General features: G+C 48.3%; 13 protein-coding genes and 1 pseudogene. 6 read left to right on the top strand and 8 right to left on the bottom strand.

Features of this window, described 5'->3' with window-relative positions; translation table 11 throughout:
* Positions 1-97 precede the first annotated feature (97 nt).
* Both H3M12_RS09240 and H3M12_RS09245 read right to left on the bottom strand, forming a co-directional pair.
* Positions 98-2,295: pseudogene (locus H3M12_RS09240) on the bottom strand (Tex family protein).
* A gap of 170 nt (positions 2,296-2,465) precedes the next feature.
* A complete protein-coding gene (locus H3M12_RS09245) occupies positions 2,466-3,362 on the bottom strand; it encodes a LysR family transcriptional regulator (RefSeq protein ID WP_170954968.1) in 897 nt (298 codons plus the stop codon).
* A 143-nt stretch (positions 3,363-3,505) separates the two neighbouring features.
* On the opposite strand from H3M12_RS09245, the gene H3M12_RS09250 reads away from it, so the two are divergent.
* Together H3M12_RS09250 and xerS are read left to right on the top strand one after the other, a co-directional pair.
* On the top strand, positions 3,506-4,831 hold the full coding sequence (locus tag H3M12_RS09250) for an MFS transporter (RefSeq protein WP_233449172.1): 1,326 nt from the start codon (positions 3,506-3,508) through the stop codon (positions 4,829-4,831).
* A 203-nt stretch (positions 4,832-5,034) separates the two neighbouring features.
* The gene (gene xerS / locus H3M12_RS09255) at positions 5,035-6,099 is read left to right on the top strand and encodes a tyrosine recombinase XerS (RefSeq protein ID WP_129032465.1); all 1,065 of its coding nucleotides are present in this window, start codon (positions 5,035-5,037) and stop codon (positions 6,097-6,099) included.
* A gap of 139 nt (positions 6,100-6,238) precedes the next feature.
* Here the strand turns inward: xerS and H3M12_RS09260 are convergent, their stop codons facing one another.
* From H3M12_RS09260 to H3M12_RS13140, 4 genes are all read right to left on the bottom strand, one after another.
* On the bottom strand, positions 6,239-7,198 hold the full coding sequence (locus H3M12_RS09260) for a nitronate monooxygenase (RefSeq protein WP_129032466.1): 960 nt from the start codon (positions 7,196-7,198) through the stop codon (positions 6,239-6,241).
* Positions 7,199-7,285: 87 nt separating this feature from the next.
* A complete protein-coding gene (locus tag H3M12_RS09265) occupies positions 7,286-8,140 on the bottom strand; it encodes an arginase family protein (protein WP_129032467.1) in 855 nt (284 codons plus the stop codon).
* 69 nt (positions 8,141-8,209) lie between these two features.
* The gene (locus H3M12_RS09270) at positions 8,210-8,530 is read right to left on the bottom strand and encodes an ArsR/SmtB family transcription factor (protein ID WP_129032468.1); all 321 of its coding nucleotides are present in this window, start codon (positions 8,528-8,530) and stop codon (positions 8,210-8,212) included.
* A gap of 249 nt (positions 8,531-8,779) precedes the next feature.
* Positions 8,780-8,827, bottom strand: coding sequence for a hypothetical protein (locus H3M12_RS13140; RefSeq protein WP_404820012.1), 48 nt, complete (start codon positions 8,825-8,827; stop codon positions 8,780-8,782).
* 109 nt (positions 8,828-8,936) lie between these two features.
* Here H3M12_RS13140 and H3M12_RS09280 point away from each other — a divergent pair, with 109 nt between their 5' ends.
* The gene (locus H3M12_RS09280) at positions 8,937-9,197 is read left to right on the top strand and encodes a hypothetical protein (RefSeq protein WP_182150656.1); all 261 of its coding nucleotides are present in this window, start codon (positions 8,937-8,939) and stop codon (positions 9,195-9,197) included.
* 291 nt (positions 9,198-9,488) lie between these two features.
* On the opposite strand, the gene H3M12_RS09285 is transcribed toward H3M12_RS09280, so the two are convergent.
* Together H3M12_RS09285 and H3M12_RS09290 are read right to left on the bottom strand one after the other, a co-directional pair.
* Positions 9,489-10,307, bottom strand: coding sequence for an aldo/keto reductase (locus H3M12_RS09285; protein ID WP_129032470.1), 819 nt, complete (start codon positions 10,305-10,307; stop codon positions 9,489-9,491).
* A gap of 81 nt (positions 10,308-10,388) precedes the next feature.
* On the bottom strand, positions 10,389-11,300 hold the full coding sequence (locus tag H3M12_RS09290) for a LysR family transcriptional regulator (protein ID WP_182150657.1): 912 nt from the start codon (positions 11,298-11,300) through the stop codon (positions 10,389-10,391).
* Between the two features lie 207 nt (positions 11,301-11,507).
* On the opposite strand from H3M12_RS09290, the gene H3M12_RS09295 reads away from it, so the two are divergent.
* The 3 genes from H3M12_RS09295 (at position 11,508) to H3M12_RS09305 (ending at position 14,438) form a co-directional block, all read left to right on the top strand.
* The gene (locus H3M12_RS09295; RefSeq protein WP_182150658.1) at positions 11,508-12,446 is read left to right on the top strand and encodes a DMT family transporter; all 939 of its coding nucleotides are present in this window, start codon (positions 11,508-11,510) and stop codon (positions 12,444-12,446) included.
* A 363-nt stretch (positions 12,447-12,809) separates the two neighbouring features.
* Positions 12,810-13,886: an NCS2 family permease gene (locus H3M12_RS09300; RefSeq protein WP_182150659.1), complete on the top strand. Its 1,077-nt coding sequence runs from the start codon at positions 12,810-12,812 to the stop codon at positions 13,884-13,886.
* 3 nt (positions 13,887-13,889) lie between these two features.
* A complete protein-coding gene (locus tag H3M12_RS09305) occupies positions 13,890-14,438 on the top strand; it encodes a phosphoribosyltransferase family protein (protein WP_129032474.1) in 549 nt (182 codons plus the stop codon).
* The last annotated feature ends 30 nt before the right edge of the window (positions 14,439-14,468 follow it).

The raw sequence follows: 14,468 nt of genomic DNA on the forward strand, positions 1-14,468 counted from the left end.
ATTAGTCTTTGGCATGGTTTAAGAGGCTAATTCTGTTACAGTCTCAGGCTCCCCCATCCCATGATTGACATCATGGGAATTTTAACTAAAAGTGTGTTTAATCTTGTGGGCGTTGGCGCATAGTGAGTTGAATCCGGTTCCGTTGTTCGTCCACGCTTAAGACCCAGACGGTCACCACATCCCCAATCGCCACTTCGGCGTTAGGATCACTAACATAGTGGTCGGCTAACTGTGAAATGTGGACCAGCCCATCTTGTTTGACGCCAATGTCCACGAAGGCGCCGAAATCAACGACGTTACGGACGGTGCCTTGTAGCTCCATACCGGGTTTTAAATCCGCTATGGTCAGCACGTCCTGGCGTAATAACGGAGCGGGCATACTATCACGCAAATCGCGTCCGGGTTTACTCAGCCCCGCTAAAATATCCGTTAAGGTGGCCGTCCCAATGTCTAATTGTTGCGCCCACTTAGCCGTGTTCAATTGACGGACCTGTTGTTGTAAGTCGGCCGTTCCCAACGCTTTAGTCGTGGTCCCCATTTCCTTAAGGAGTTGTCGCGCGACCACATAGCTTTCCGGATGAATATCCGTGTTATCCAAGGGCTCACTACCGTCGATGATACGTAAGAAGCCGACCGCTTGTTGGTACGCCTTAGGTCCCAGCCGCGGGACGGCCTTTAACGTCTGCTGGTTGGCGAAAGCCCCGTGGTCGTTGCGAAACGTCACGATGTTTTGCACCGTGGTCGTGGTTAACCCAGAAATGTGGGTTAGAAGTTCGGGACTAGCGGTATTAACGTTGACCCCCACTTGATTGACCGCCGTTTCAACTACCCGGTCTAGTTGCGCATCCAGCGCCTTTTCGGGCACGTCATGTTGGTACTGACCGACACCAATGGCTTTGGGGTCAACCTTGATGAGTTCCGCCAGCGGATCCTGTAACCGGCGGCCAATACTAATGGCCGAGCGTTCTTCGACGTGGAGGTCCGCAAATTCTGCCGGGCGTTAGCGCTGGCCGAGTAGACCGATGCCCCCGCTTCGTTGACGATGACGTAGTAGACGGGATGATCTAACGTTTTTAAAATCTCACTGACAAATTCCTCGGATTCGCGGCTCGCGGTCCCGTTACCAATGGCGATCATTTCCACGTGGTACTGTTCTAGCAACCGTTTAAATTCGGGTCCAGCCGCCGCTCGTTGCTTGCCACTAGCCGGCTTGTGAGGATAAATAACCTGTTTGGCTAAAAAACGCCCGTTGGCATCCATGATGGCGAGCTTACACCCGGTCCGGTATGCCGGGTCAAAGCCCATGACAACTTTCCCCTTCAAAGGCGCCTGCATCAACAGGTGGTATAAATTATTGCCGAAGACCTGAATGGCGTGATTGTTGGCTTGCTCAGTTAAATGCCGACGGAGTTCCCGTTCAATGGCCGGGCCTAAGAAACGCTTGTAAGCGTCGGCGAACGCGGCCGTGATTTTCGCCACGGCCGGTCCCTGGTGCTGCCCGACTAAGCGAAAATGACCATATTGTAGAATCGATGGGTCATCGACCGCAATCCCGACCGATAACACTTTTTCCCGTTCCCCTCGGTTAATGGCGAGAATCCGGTATGGCGGGAGCTGTTTCAAGGCCTGACTAAAGTCATAGTAAGTCGCGTAGACCTGCTGCTCATCGAGGGCTTGGGCCCCGCGTTTGAGCTTACTGGTTAGGTCACCGTGTTGCCAGGTGTACCGGCGAATCCATTCCCGAAAGGCCGCCTGCTCACTGAAGGTTTCGGCCAAGATTTCGTGGACTCCGGCCCAAACTGCCGGGAGATTGGGTAAATCCTTGTCCGCCGCGATAAACGTTGCCGCTTTCGTGTCGAGGTCCCCAGCAGGAAACGTCAATAACCACTGGGCTAGTGGCGTTAATCCGGCTTAACGGGCGACCGTGGCCTTGGTCCGCCGCTTTTGTTTGTACGGCAGGTAAAGGTCCTCGACCTGTTGCAGGACGGTTGCCTGAGCCAATTGCTGCTTGAGGGGTGCCGTTAATTTTCCCTGTTCTTGGATGAGCTTCAGGACATCCTGGCGCCGCTGGTTCAATTTTTGCAGCCGGTGGGCCTCGTCTTCGATTTCACGAATCGCCACTTCGTCGAGGGTCCCGGTCCGCTCCTTGCGGTAACGGGCAATAAAGGGAACTGTGTTGCCCTCATCTAATAGCGTCAGTACCGCTTGAATCTGTTGGACGCGGTAGTGACTAAGTTGTTGATGAACGGACCTGGCTAGTTTTACGAGGCCAGTTGATGCTGAGTTGAGTACCATGTCATTCCTCCGTTAAGTCAAAATTAAATTCAATTTTATCTGTCATTTTAGTCGTCAACGCTAAAGATAAACGCAGGTAGGCCATATTCATTAATTATAGCATGGGTCGGTCGGATTAAGACGATACCCATAGTGCATCCCCAAACCAGAGTCGTACAAACCAGGGTTATTTAATTATCGATGATTTGCTGTACCACGTTTGTCAGCTTAACCATGGCTGGCGTTAATTTTAACGGCGCCATGATACCGTAAGGAATGCTGACGGGGAGATTTAACGGCCGCGTGACTGTCCCGGGTAAAATTGCCGGCCAACAATCGAGGGTCAATAAAGGCTGATTCGGTAAAATATCCCGATTAAACGTCTCAATCGTATAGTGGGCATCGGCCGCCATAGCCGTAAATTTGATCTGGGCTTGGGCCAAATAGTCGTAAACCTGATCAATCGCATTTGATTCATATTGGGGAATTAAGGCCAACTTAGTTCCGACCAAATCATCCGGCTGAATCACGGCCTGACGAGCCAAAGCATCGGTCTGGCACATAGTCAAGGTCAGCTTAGCCGTTGCCAGTTGGTAAAAATGAATATGCGAGGGTGTTTGCTGAAAGCCTGAAGGACCAACTAACAGATCAACCTGTTCACCTAAGTGCTGATACAGCATCGGAAATCCCATGTTCAGGGTCTCCAACGGAATGAATTGAAACCGATAATCTGGTAGCTGACGACTAACTTCGGCCCACAAGGCAGATTGACGACTAGCCGGATTCAACGTGGACGTTCCAATCCGAATCACTTTAGCTTGACTTCCCGTATAATGCTGAACCTGTTTCAGGAGACTTTCACTGTGATTAATCAAGGCGGGCGCCTGTTGATGGAGTAATTTTCCCGCTGCCGTTAGTTGCACACCCTGGGCGGTCCTTAAAAACAGAGTCACCCCAATCTGCTTTTCTAGCTCTTCAATCCGTCGTTTGACGGCCGGGGGCGTTAAATAACCGTGAGCAGCAGCTTGCGTAAAACTCCCATTAGTCACGACCAATTCAAAAATCGCCAAACTCATCATATCTAACATTGCCATTCCTCCATTAACCATCCCTTAATTCGCCTTAACAAAAGCTTTCTTCCCAACCGATTTCACTGGTTTTAAACTAAGACTACTTATTAGTTAAGAAAGCTGGCGTTTAAACGATGCGTTTGAAACACTTTGATTTTATCATGTTAATTTTCCTGCTGGCCTATTTCATTATTCTGGTAGACACATCCCTCGTCTTTACCTGCTCCAACGAAATCGGCCGTTCTTTTGCGATGACGACGAATCAAGCGACCTGGATCAGCAATGCTTACGGCCTCACCTTTGGCAGCCTCCTCCTTCTGGGTGGACGCTTAGGTGACTTATGGGGCCGAAAGCCAATTTTTATCACGGGGCTCCTGATTTTCGGAATCAGTTCACTGACCGTGGGCTTAGCAACCAGTATGTTCATGCTCATTTTAGCCCGCGCTGTCCAGGGAGTTGGGGCCGCCATCATTGCGCCCGCCACCTTAGCTATTATTATGGATAATTATCAAGGTTCTCAACGGGACCACGCAATTGCCGTTTATGGGGCAATGTCTGGCATTGGGGTTAGTCTCGGCCTCATTATCGGCGCGGGCATCACAACTTTATGGTCATGGCGTGCTGGCTTTTTTATTAATTTACCCATCACCCTAGGCTTAATTTGGTTAACCCAGCGTTATCTGCCAGCGTCAAGTCGGCAACGACGCACCCTCGATTGGTCGGGAGTTGCCCTTTCGTTTTTAGGTATTGTGGGCCTGATTAACGGAATTAACGGCTATGGCAATCGGCTACTTTCCCTACTGATTGGTCTGCTACTGCTGGGAGGCTTTGCCCATCACGAAATAAGTAGCCCCCAAACATTAATTCCAGTGGCTATTTTAAATAATGCCTCCCGTACTCAAGCCTATTTGATTCGATTCGTTTATTCGGCGGCAATTACTAGCTTCTGGTTTTTCACTCCCCGGATTCTCCAAACGTTATACCACCTGAATCCAATTTTAGTTGGAGCCTCATTTTTGCCCATGACGTTGGTTAATTTCTGGTCTGCTCACCAGGTGGATCATTTAACCTGTCGGTATGGTAATCGTCAACCACTTTTATGGGGACTGATGATTGGCTTGATTGGTTTCCTGGGCTTACTAGGCATTCATCCCGGTGGAAACTATTGGGTAACCGTTGCCCTCCCGATGGTTCTGATTGGCTACGGCCAAGGCTGGATTTTAAGTCCCGTGACCACCTTAGCCGTAACCGGATTATCGCCCTCAGCAGCCGGTATCGGTTCCGGTCTAATTAACATCATGTTGCAACTTGGTGGCGTTACGGGACTAGCAACGCTTGCAACGTTATTTTCACACAACGGGTTACTTTCAGCTTACCATTTTGAATCACTGGGGATGGCACTACTCGTCTTAATTGGTCTGGGTATTACGCTGAACCTGGTTCGAGTAGCTGCACACCAACGACTAGTCTATAAAAAGTCGAATTAAAGTATGGGCAAAGTCACACTCGTTAAGTATAGCATGGGCTAGAATCATTTTAACGCTGATAAGGACACCATTGATGAGTCTAAAATGGCTAAATTAGTTCCTGTTTAATTTAAACAAGACATTTTACCCCCAGTTAAACAGTCGTCTTCTCCCGGCAAATATGCTAAGCTAAAGTCAAGAACGTCTGTTTGGAGGCCCTGTTTATGGAAAAGCAACACTATTTAAAACTCATCGACGAAGAACTCGCCCAAGCGCCCTGGTTCGTCCAGGAATACTATCAGGCTAAATCGACGATTCCCCTGTCCCCGGCGACGTTGTATCAGTACCTGACCGAATTTCGGCGCTTCTTTAACTGGTTGATTAGCGAGGGCCTCACCACGGCGACGCAGCCGACCGAGATTTCCCTCGACCTATTGGCCCATTTGAAAAAGGAAACGGTGGAACTCTACAAGTCCGCCCTATTGAACCAAACAAAACTGACCGGTGCGCGGGGCAGTCGGTCTCACCCCACTATCAACCGCTCGTTGAACGCGTTATCTTCGCTCTTCAAGTATCTGACCGAAGACACTGAAGATGAGCACGGTGAAGCCTACTTTGACCGTAACGTGATGCATAAGATTGCGCTGGTACGGACAAATGAAACTTATGCCACCCGGGCGGCGAACCTCAAGACCAAGTTGATGCTGGGCAATACGGATCACGACTACCTCGACTTCATCGATCATAAGTACGAACAAGGCCTGACACCGGCCCAACGGCGGTATTTTAAACGCGATAAGCGCCGGGACCTCGCCATCAACGCCCTCTTACTCGGCAGTGGCCTGCGGGTATCCGAAGCGGCCAACGCGGATTTGCGCCAATTGAACTTAAAGACCGCTACGATTGGGGTCGTGCGCAAAGGGGGCCAACGCGATACCGTGCCGATTGCCCCCTGGACCATGCCCTATATTCAGGCTTACGTTGAGCAACGTCCCACACTTTATCACGCAACGGCCAGTGACCGGGCCTTGTTTTTGACCATTTATCGCGGCCAGGCCTCCCGGATGCAGGCTAATTCCATCGAAAAAATGGTCGCCAAGTATTCGAGTGCCTTCAAAGTCCGCATCACGCCCCATAAGTTGCGGCATACTTTGGCTTCAAAATTGTATCTGGCAACGAAGAATGAGCAATTAGTCGCCACCCAGCTGGGGCAAAACTCGACAACTGCAACGGGTTTATACACGCACATGATTGATGACGAACAACGTAAGGGATTGAAGAAACTTTAGGCGATACAGCGTTGTCTTCAGAAAAAACAAACACCGCCCCTGCTGAAATTTACGCAAATTCAGCAGGGGCGGTGTTTTCAGAAATAAGTTCACCTGATTTGTCCAAAATAAATTTAACTGAGCCTCAGTAACAACTCGCTTATGCCTCCATTAAGGATTGGATGAGGGTTTTAACCGGTAATACCTTTTTAAGCGTATCGACACCAGTATTCACACTCACGATACCCGTTTGAAAATCCCCTTGAAGCATCCCCGGACGTACGCCCCCATTAACGCTGATTTGATGATCCAAATCGTTGTCTTTGGGCGTAGCCAGTTGGACTTGAGCATATTTTTTCGCTGGCCGTGTGTCCAGCGAACGTTGCGTGGGAGATACCCGAAAAAGGTTGTGGTGCGTTGCCGTCGCAACCATTTTTTTAGCCACGGGACTCATCGGCGACTCGGTCGTCATTAAGAAACGACTCCCAATGTAAACGCCCCGTGCACCCAAAGCAAGGGCCGCTTTAACACCGCGGCGATCATTGATGCCACCAGCAGCTAATACGGGGATGTTGACGGCATCGACCATGGTTGGAACAACGGTGAACGTTCCAAAATCTTGTTTCGGTAATACCCCGCCTTCGTCTGAGCCGGTGGCGACCGCGATATCTGCCCCGTAACGTTCCCCTAACTGCATTTGCGCAACTGTTGGTGTTAAGGGCCGAAAGATGATGATTCCCTGATGCGCTTTGATGAGTTGAAATAATTCTTGGTGGGCTGTACCGACTACAACGAAATATTTCACGCCCTCGGCAAAAGCGACCTTGAGGATTTCACGCGTATAAGTAGTATCGGCCAAGCTTTTACCGTCGTTTGGCGTTAAAATATTTAAGCCAAATGATTTTGAAGTGAGATTTTGGACCTGCTTGATTTCTGCCCGCATGCGTTCAGCCACTTCATGCGGGTCTCTGGCATTCGTTTGCTGACCAGCGTTAGGGCCCAGGACACCTAAACCACCGGCATCGCTAACCGCAGCAACAAATTTAGCATTGGTCAACCAAGACATTGGAGCTTGAATCAACGGGTACGTTGTTTGTAAGATTTTCGTAATGGGGTTCATTTAGGTTCCTCCTTAGATTTATATATCGCTAAATATGAATATATTAGATGAAAAAATAAATGCCATCTGGCATTTATTTAGTCGTGTTTACTTAAAAATGGCTAGTTTTTGGAGTTCATTATGCAAATTAATGGCGTCCCACGGCATGTGTTCAGCAATCGATAGCCCAACTAGCTCGGCGTGGGCACTCACATCTTGGAGCACCCGGCTAACCGTTGCCAACTTCATCGACCCAATAGCTGCGCCAAATTTTTGTCGGTCTAACCCGGGCTCTGCCGGTAAAACAGACCGAAAATCGTCCGGGTCTAAGACGTCTAGGTCTAAGTGAAGGGCCACGTGCTTGATGCCGGCTGCCGTAAACCAGGCTAAGAGGCGATCACTAGTCGTTGCCAAGTCTGCGGGCGTGAGTACTGCCATCTGTAAATCAGAAACTAGATGGTCCATTGGGCGTAACGCTTGCGTTTGTAACCCGGCAAACAAGACTTGTTTAGGGGTAAATGGGTGTCGGACCTGCTGGTTAAATTTGGCCGCCCCTTTTTGCATCAAATTAGCTACGACCATTTCGTGAATATGGTGCGAAGTGTCCGGATCAGAGGCATCGGGATGCGCATCTAACCAGATGATACCCAAATCATCGGGATATTTGCCGTGCAGGTAATCAAAGGGCGCTTCCGAAATTGAACAATCGCCCCCGAGGGTGATGACTCGCTGGGGTTGTTTGATCCGTAACGTGTCAGCGGTCGTTTGCATTTGTCGTAACAGGCTTGTTTCACCGTCGATACGGTCATTATCGGTAACTGCCGTTTGATCGACCGGGATGTGCAAGGTTTCCGTTTGAGAACTTTCGGGTACCAAGGCCTCCAGAATTTTAGCTCCCATTTGATAATTAGCGTTCATCCCGCCCGGCCATTGTGGCAACACCAGACGCAAATTCTCCGTCATACTAAAGCCTCCATTTATATTTATAAATCGAAAATTAACGATACTTAAGTGGAAATAAAAAGGAATTTCTTACAATTCCTCTGCCACGTACTGTGCTAACTCATGAATATGCTTGTCGTTCCGTCGGTAGTAGGTCCACTTCCCGTGCCGTTCCGAAATCAACAACCCACAGTTTTGCAAATCACTTAAGTATTTAGAAACAGTTGATTGGGCCAAACCGGCACGTTTAACGATGTCGGTCACACAAATTCCTCCCTTTTCCCGCATCATGAACCGTACAGTTTCACACGATACCGAAGTAATCTCCTTTTCTGGATTCTTGAGCCATTGTAGAATATCGAGCCGAGTCTGGTTAGATAGGACCGAAAACAACTTTGTATTAATTTCCATAGTTCTATTATATTCATAATTTACGATATGTAAATAGAATTATGGGAAAAATATAAAATTTATTGTCATGCGAAGCCGCTTATTTTTGACCATTGATAAGTCTGCAGTTGAGCAATCATTGTACACGCACATGATTGATGACGAACAACGTAAGGGATTGAAGAAACTCTAAACTATCAAACTAAATTAAAAATACCCCCACTAAGTTAATTTAGTGGGGGTATTTTTAATGAGCAGTTCTAACTTAATTTAAATGATTGAATTTTCACCGATCGTAATTCCCGGCAGCACCGTCACACCGCTGCCAATCCAGACATTATCGCCAATATGAATCGTTTTATTAAATTGAAGCCCGTGACACCGGGTGAGAAGCCGTTGCAAAGGTACAGTTGGGACCAATCATCGTATGATCACCAATAAAGATTTCCCCGTCATCCACAAATTTATTATCAAAATTAATAAAAACGTCCTTGCCAACGTGAACGTTGACCAAGCCAAAATTAGCGCAAATCGGTGGAAGAACGGACAGCCCGTCGGAATAAGTCCCAAGGGCGGCCCGAAGAAATGGGTCGCGCTGACGCAGACCGGACGTGGTCTCCGCAATTTAGTTAAATTCATTGATTCGCTGAACCCGCGTCCATATTGTCATAAAATTCGCCAGACATGACCTTTTTTTCATTGCATTGATTTTTCTTCGACACTCGTTTAATTATTAACTCCTCTTTACACTGCGCATGCACGTCAAGTAGCATGTGTTTATTTTTCATTACAAATATTATTATACCCACACGCTTTGATAATTAATATTTAGGCTTTTTAACTCGGTGCTTCGCTTCACCGCCGGTCATACCCAACAATCGCGAACGTACTATTAAAATCAAAAAGCGGGAACCAATCCGTAAATGAATTGGTTCCCGCTTAAAATTCTTCATCAACGCTCGTTGACTGTGCACCGCGATCAATAAGCTTCTTGCTCCATGGAAACGGGCCAACCGATGTCCGAATGTCCCTGATCCAAATTTTGGATAGTCTGAACTTCCTGATCATTTAATTTAAAATCAAAAACATTCAAATTATCAGCGATATGTTGCTGATTAATCGATTTGGGAATCACCATGATGCCCTGTTGAGTCAGAAAACGCAAAATAACCTGGGCAGTCGCTTTGTGATGTTCCGTTGCGATCCGGACGATTGCCGGATCCGTTAGCACCGAACTCAGCCCTTCGCCCAGGGGGGCCCAAGATTCATGCAGAATATGATGCTGCGCCAAAAAGCGGTGCATCTTGTTTTGTTGCCAATAAATATGGGTCTCAATCTGATCGACCATCGGCTTAACTTCAGCATAGGCCATTAGCTCTTGTAATTTTGAACTATTAAAGTTGCTAACGCCAATAGCCCGCAATTTACCGGCCTGGTAAGCTTCCACCAACGCGCGATACGTACCGGAATTGTCGATTGTTGGCCAGTGAATGAGCATGAGGTCCAAATAGTCTAACTGCGCCGTCCGCAGCGATTCATCAATTCCACGCAGCGTGCTCCGATAGCCGGAAGTTTGCGTTTTAGAGGTGATAAACAAGTCTTCGCGGGCCACTGTACTCGCCTTCACCGCCGCACCGACTTCGGCTTCATTGCCATAATTCTGGGCGGTATCAATACTCCGGTATCCCAAACGGATGGCCGCCGCCACGTTTTGCTCCGTGACGGCAGGCGCCATCTGATACGTTCCAAACCCAAGCGCCGGGACTTTTACCCCGTTATTCAATTCAAAATAATCCATCGTTTAACTTCCTTTCTAACTGATGAATTCATTTTACTCAAACTGACTAAAAAACAGAATAATCGCTTGATTAGCGTCACGTTAACCTGACGTTAATGCCGGCCGTTGCCGCCGATATTCCGCCCCAATCAGTTCAATAAACTGTTGTACCGCAGCAGTGGCGCGTTGTGAATAAACGATCCCGTAAGGCATTTGATATGTTGCATCCATCGCGACTGCTTTGATTGGGGCGTAAGCATCCTGCCAAATTCCCAGAGTTTCCATAATGTAATTATTCTGGCTGCAAATATTAAACGTATTAATATCATAAAAATCATCACTATCGATCACGGTAATATGGTACGCTTCCAGCCGGTCACGCAGCGTGTCCAGCCGTGGTGACAGGCCGCGTTTGACCAAGATGACCTTTTCAGACTGCAGGTCATCAAAAGTCAACCGCTGCTTAGTCGCCAAACCGTTACTGATTGGCACGCCCCAGTATAATTTTGTTTCTGACAGTTCATAGGTCTGGTATGGGCCATGTTCGATTTGTTCAGAATTCATCGGCCCAACAAAAAAATCGATTTTAGTTCCCAGATTTATAAACATCCGCTGCATACTAAGCGGATCATCTTCAAATGAAACCAGATCAATTTGGTAATCAGTGTAATCAGCCATCCCCGACCAAACTTTGATCAACGGTTGCGCCGAACGCAGCAGCGAAGTTCCAATTTTAATGGTTTTAGGTCCCCGCTGGGCAATGTCGCGGGTCCGGGCCACAATCCGATCGGCTTCAGTCATATATTTATTCACTGATTCATAAAAGAAATTACCGGCTTTGGTTAAGCTCACACCCTGTGTGCTTCGGTTCAACAACTTAACACCAACCATCTCTTCAAGGCTATTCATTTGTTTCATGATCGAAACAGCCGAAATAAATAGTTGCGTTGCGGCCTTGGAGAAACTACCGGCACGCACCACTTGGATAAAGGTCGCTAACTTGGCATCGTACATAAATAACCCCTCCATCTCTGAATTACGCGTTGTTACCGCAATACTAATTTCCTTTTAATTAAACGTCAAGTTTAGCACAACCGCGTTAATAATGATTATCGCGGTTTTTACATTAACCATTAGTTAATACGAGACTAACTCGTTAAGCAATTCCTGATACCAGTTTTTTCCGCTATGCTAATATTTATCATTTTATGGTTGACTTACATGTTACTTTTTATCATTTTAGGAATCACAACGGGTGGGTTTATTCCCCTTCAAACATCGATCAATTCGCAATTGGGCAATCGGGTTAAAACACCGTTCTTATCATCTTTAATCTCATTTATCATTGGGGCACTCTTTTTGTTCATTCTGAGCCTCGTTACGGAGGCAGACCTGCCGCTCATCAACGACACCCTGAGCGCGCTGCCCTGGTGGGGCTATTTGGGCGGAATCATTGGCATGCTCTGTTTAACGCTGAACATCTTTCTGTTCCCCATTCTGGGCAGTGTCCAAACGGTCGTCATCCCGATGGTCGGTCAAATCCTGATGAGCATGGTCATCGATAACTTCGGCTGGTTGGATACCCAACCGAGTCCGCTAACACTAGCCAAACTAGCCGGTATCGTGTTGATCATCGCTGGGATCATGATCACGCTGGCGCTCCCGGGAATCTTGGCGAAGCAAACGCCGCGTCCACGCTCCACTACCAAATCTTCGAAATTTATCTGGCAAATCACCGCCCTCTTAGACGGCTTCGCGTTTGCCACCGAATCAACGATCAACGGCCACGTGGGGACCGTGTTAAAGTCACCGATCCATTCAGCATTCTTAACTTTTCTGATTGCTACGCTCATCTTGCTTGTGATCAACCTGGTTCAAGGTAATTTCAAAAAGCTGGGCTACCTGGTTGCTGCCCCGGCGCCCGCCTGGAATTTCTTGGGCGGTGTTATCGGCGGAATCAATATTTTGATCACCGCCCTGCTGGTCCCGCAAATTGGAATCGGTTTGGCCACTATCCTCGGTCTGATGGGACAAATCGTAATTAGTTTGGTGATCGACCACTGGGGGCTGTTAGGTGCTGAAGTCAACAAAGTCAACAAAATACAAGTCTCGGGCATCCTGACCATCATCTTTGGTATCGTAACAATTGAATTGATCTAAGCAGTTAGTGCCGCTCCAACAACAAAGGACCCGCAATTCGAACGCGAATTGTGGGTCCTTTGTTTCATTTGTATTGATTCCCCTATCAAATTTAGGTTAAATCTAGCAGAAGCCCCCTGCCCAAACAGGGCAATGTCAGGGGTCTACAACATTGATACCCAACATTTTCGCATTATTTACAAATAAAATTAAATGGATTATAAATCTGCAAGCAGGTAGCTTAATACAAAATTGACTACTTTGCTTATAATTATATTTATAATTGCAAAAAAGTTCGCTTTTTTATAATTTTATGTAGTAATTACCATTTATTTACAATATAATGTTCACTAAAGACGAACTTTAAATTAGGAGGAAGCGAATATGCACTGGTTAACTGACTTACTGTCCGCCATTGGGGTCGTGCTTAATGGGATTCCTCAAGGCATCATGGCCATGTCCCTTGGATTTGCGATTTTTCCCACGATGTTTTCGTTTATTTTTGCCTCGGCCGTCAACGGGGCCTTTGGGGCGGTAGCGCCCCTCTCGTTTCAAGCCGAGTCGCTCGCTCTGACCGGAAAACTGGGCCGAAGTTTGCCGGAACGGACGTCGATCATCTTCGGCGGATCCGTCATCATGTTGGTGATTGGCCTGACCGGAACCCTGACGAAGATCGTTGACGTCCTGGGTAACGGCATCATGGCAGGGATGATGGCGGGGGTTGGCATCATGCTGGCTAAGATTGCCCTCTCGTTAGCCAAAGACCAACAGCTCACCGGCTGGATCTCCATTGCCCTAGCCGTCATCATCTATCTCATCACTAAGGATCTGGTGTGGACCATCACCATTTCGGTTGTGGGGTCGAGCCTCGCCGCCGTCGGTATTCAACACTACCACGCCGACCTACCGGAACACGTCACGGCACGCCGCTTCATTTTTACCAAGCCAACCGTGAACGTTCGGGTCGTTCGCGGCGCCTTGAGTCTGGCCTGCCTAAACATTGGGGCCAACATCTCTTACGGGTTGATCACCGGACAAATGACCGGCATCAAGCCCAACCCCGTTAACTTGAACCTATTGACCGGGACACAAGCCATTGCCGACATGGGAACCAGCCTGTTAGGTGGCGCGCCCGTCGAAGCCATCATCTCGGCGACCGCCAGTGCCCCCGAACCCGTCGTGGCGGGTATCATGATGATGCTCATCATGGCCGTCATTTTAGCCTTTGGGTGGTTGGCCAAGTTAGGGAAATTCGTTCCGAGCGCGTCGATTGCCGGGTTTCTATTGATTTTAGGTGTCGTGGTCATCTTCCCGGAAAACGCGGCGATTGCGCTACACGGCACGGGAACCACAGCCGCAGCCATTACCCTGGTGATTACCGCCATTGTTGATCCATTTACCGGCCTCCTGACCGGCGCCATTTTAAAATTCGTCTTGCCACTACTTGGATTGGGGGTCTAATACATGCCACAGACTTATGCGTTAACCGTCGGGAAGTTGACCCGACAATTGCCGATTATTCCCATTAGTGATGAACTGGCCATCGCGTCGTTCGTCTTATTGGGGGATGCCGAATTGACCGATTATGCGGCGCAAGCGTTAGCTACCAAATTACCCGCCGACTTCGACTACTTAGTGACCATGGAAAGCAAGGGCATCCCCCTGGCCCAGGAATTGAGCCGGGTGACCAATCATTCACAATTTGTGGTCCTGCGGAAGTCACAAAAAGACTACATGCGCTCTCCATTGTCCGTCCCCGTCAGCGCAATTACGACCAGTGCTCCCCAACGGCTGGTCCTGGATGGCGACGATGCCCAGCGCTTAGCCGGTCACCGGGTCGTGATCGTTGATGATGTCATTAGTAGCGGGGGCTCCTTGGAAGCTGCGCAAGCATTGATGGCTAAAGTCAACGCCCAAGTTGTCGGTCAGGTCGCGGTCTTGGCCGAGGGCGCCGCCGCTTTTCGCACCGATATTCAGTTTTTGGCTCCCCTGCCGCTGTTTCCCCGTGCTTAATCACTACTTATATAATAGGAGGAATTTCTC

Origin of the sequence: Levilactobacillus suantsaii (genome assembly GCF_014069315.1) — a bacterium.
Taxonomy (GTDB): Bacteria; Bacillota; Bacilli; order Lactobacillales; family Lactobacillaceae; genus Levilactobacillus; species Levilactobacillus suantsaii.

Bases quoted from the DNA above. Each gene is read 5' to 3' on its own strand.
- H3M12_RS09245 (WP_170954968.1), bottom strand. From the start codon at position 3,362: ATGTTAGATATGATGAGTTTGGCGATTTTTGAATTGGTCGTGACTAAT.
- H3M12_RS09250 (WP_233449172.1), top strand. From the start codon at position 3,506: ATGTTAATTTTCCTGCTGGCCTATTTCATTATTCTGGTAGACACATCC.
- xerS (WP_129032465.1), top strand. From the start codon at position 5,035: ATGGAAAAGCAACACTATTTAAAACTCATCGACGAAGAACTCGCCCAA.
- H3M12_RS09260 (WP_129032466.1), bottom strand. From the start codon at position 7,198: ATGAACCCCATTACGAAAATCTTACAAACAACGTACCCGTTGATTCAA.
- H3M12_RS09265 (WP_129032467.1), bottom strand. From the start codon at position 8,140: ATGACGGAGAATTTGCGTCTGGTGTTGCCACAATGGCCGGGCGGGATG.
- H3M12_RS09270 (WP_129032468.1), bottom strand. From the start codon at position 8,530: ATGGAAATTAATACAAAGTTGTTTTCGGTCCTATCTAACCAGACTCGG.
- H3M12_RS09280 (WP_182150656.1), top strand. From the start codon at position 8,937: ATGATCACCAATAAAGATTTCCCCGTCATCCACAAATTTATTATCAAA.
- H3M12_RS09285 (WP_129032470.1), bottom strand. From the start codon at position 10,307: ATGGATTATTTTGAATTGAATAACGGGGTAAAAGTCCCGGCGCTTGGG.
- H3M12_RS09290 (WP_182150657.1), bottom strand. From the start codon at position 11,300: ATGTACGATGCCAAGTTAGCGACCTTTATCCAAGTGGTGCGTGCCGGT.
- H3M12_RS09295 (WP_182150658.1), top strand. From the start codon at position 11,508: ATGTTACTTTTTATCATTTTAGGAATCACAACGGGTGGGTTTATTCCC.
- H3M12_RS09300 (WP_182150659.1), top strand. From the start codon at position 12,810: ATGCACTGGTTAACTGACTTACTGTCCGCCATTGGGGTCGTGCTTAAT.
- H3M12_RS09305 (WP_129032474.1), top strand. From the start codon at position 13,890: ATGCCACAGACTTATGCGTTAACCGTCGGGAAGTTGACCCGACAATTG.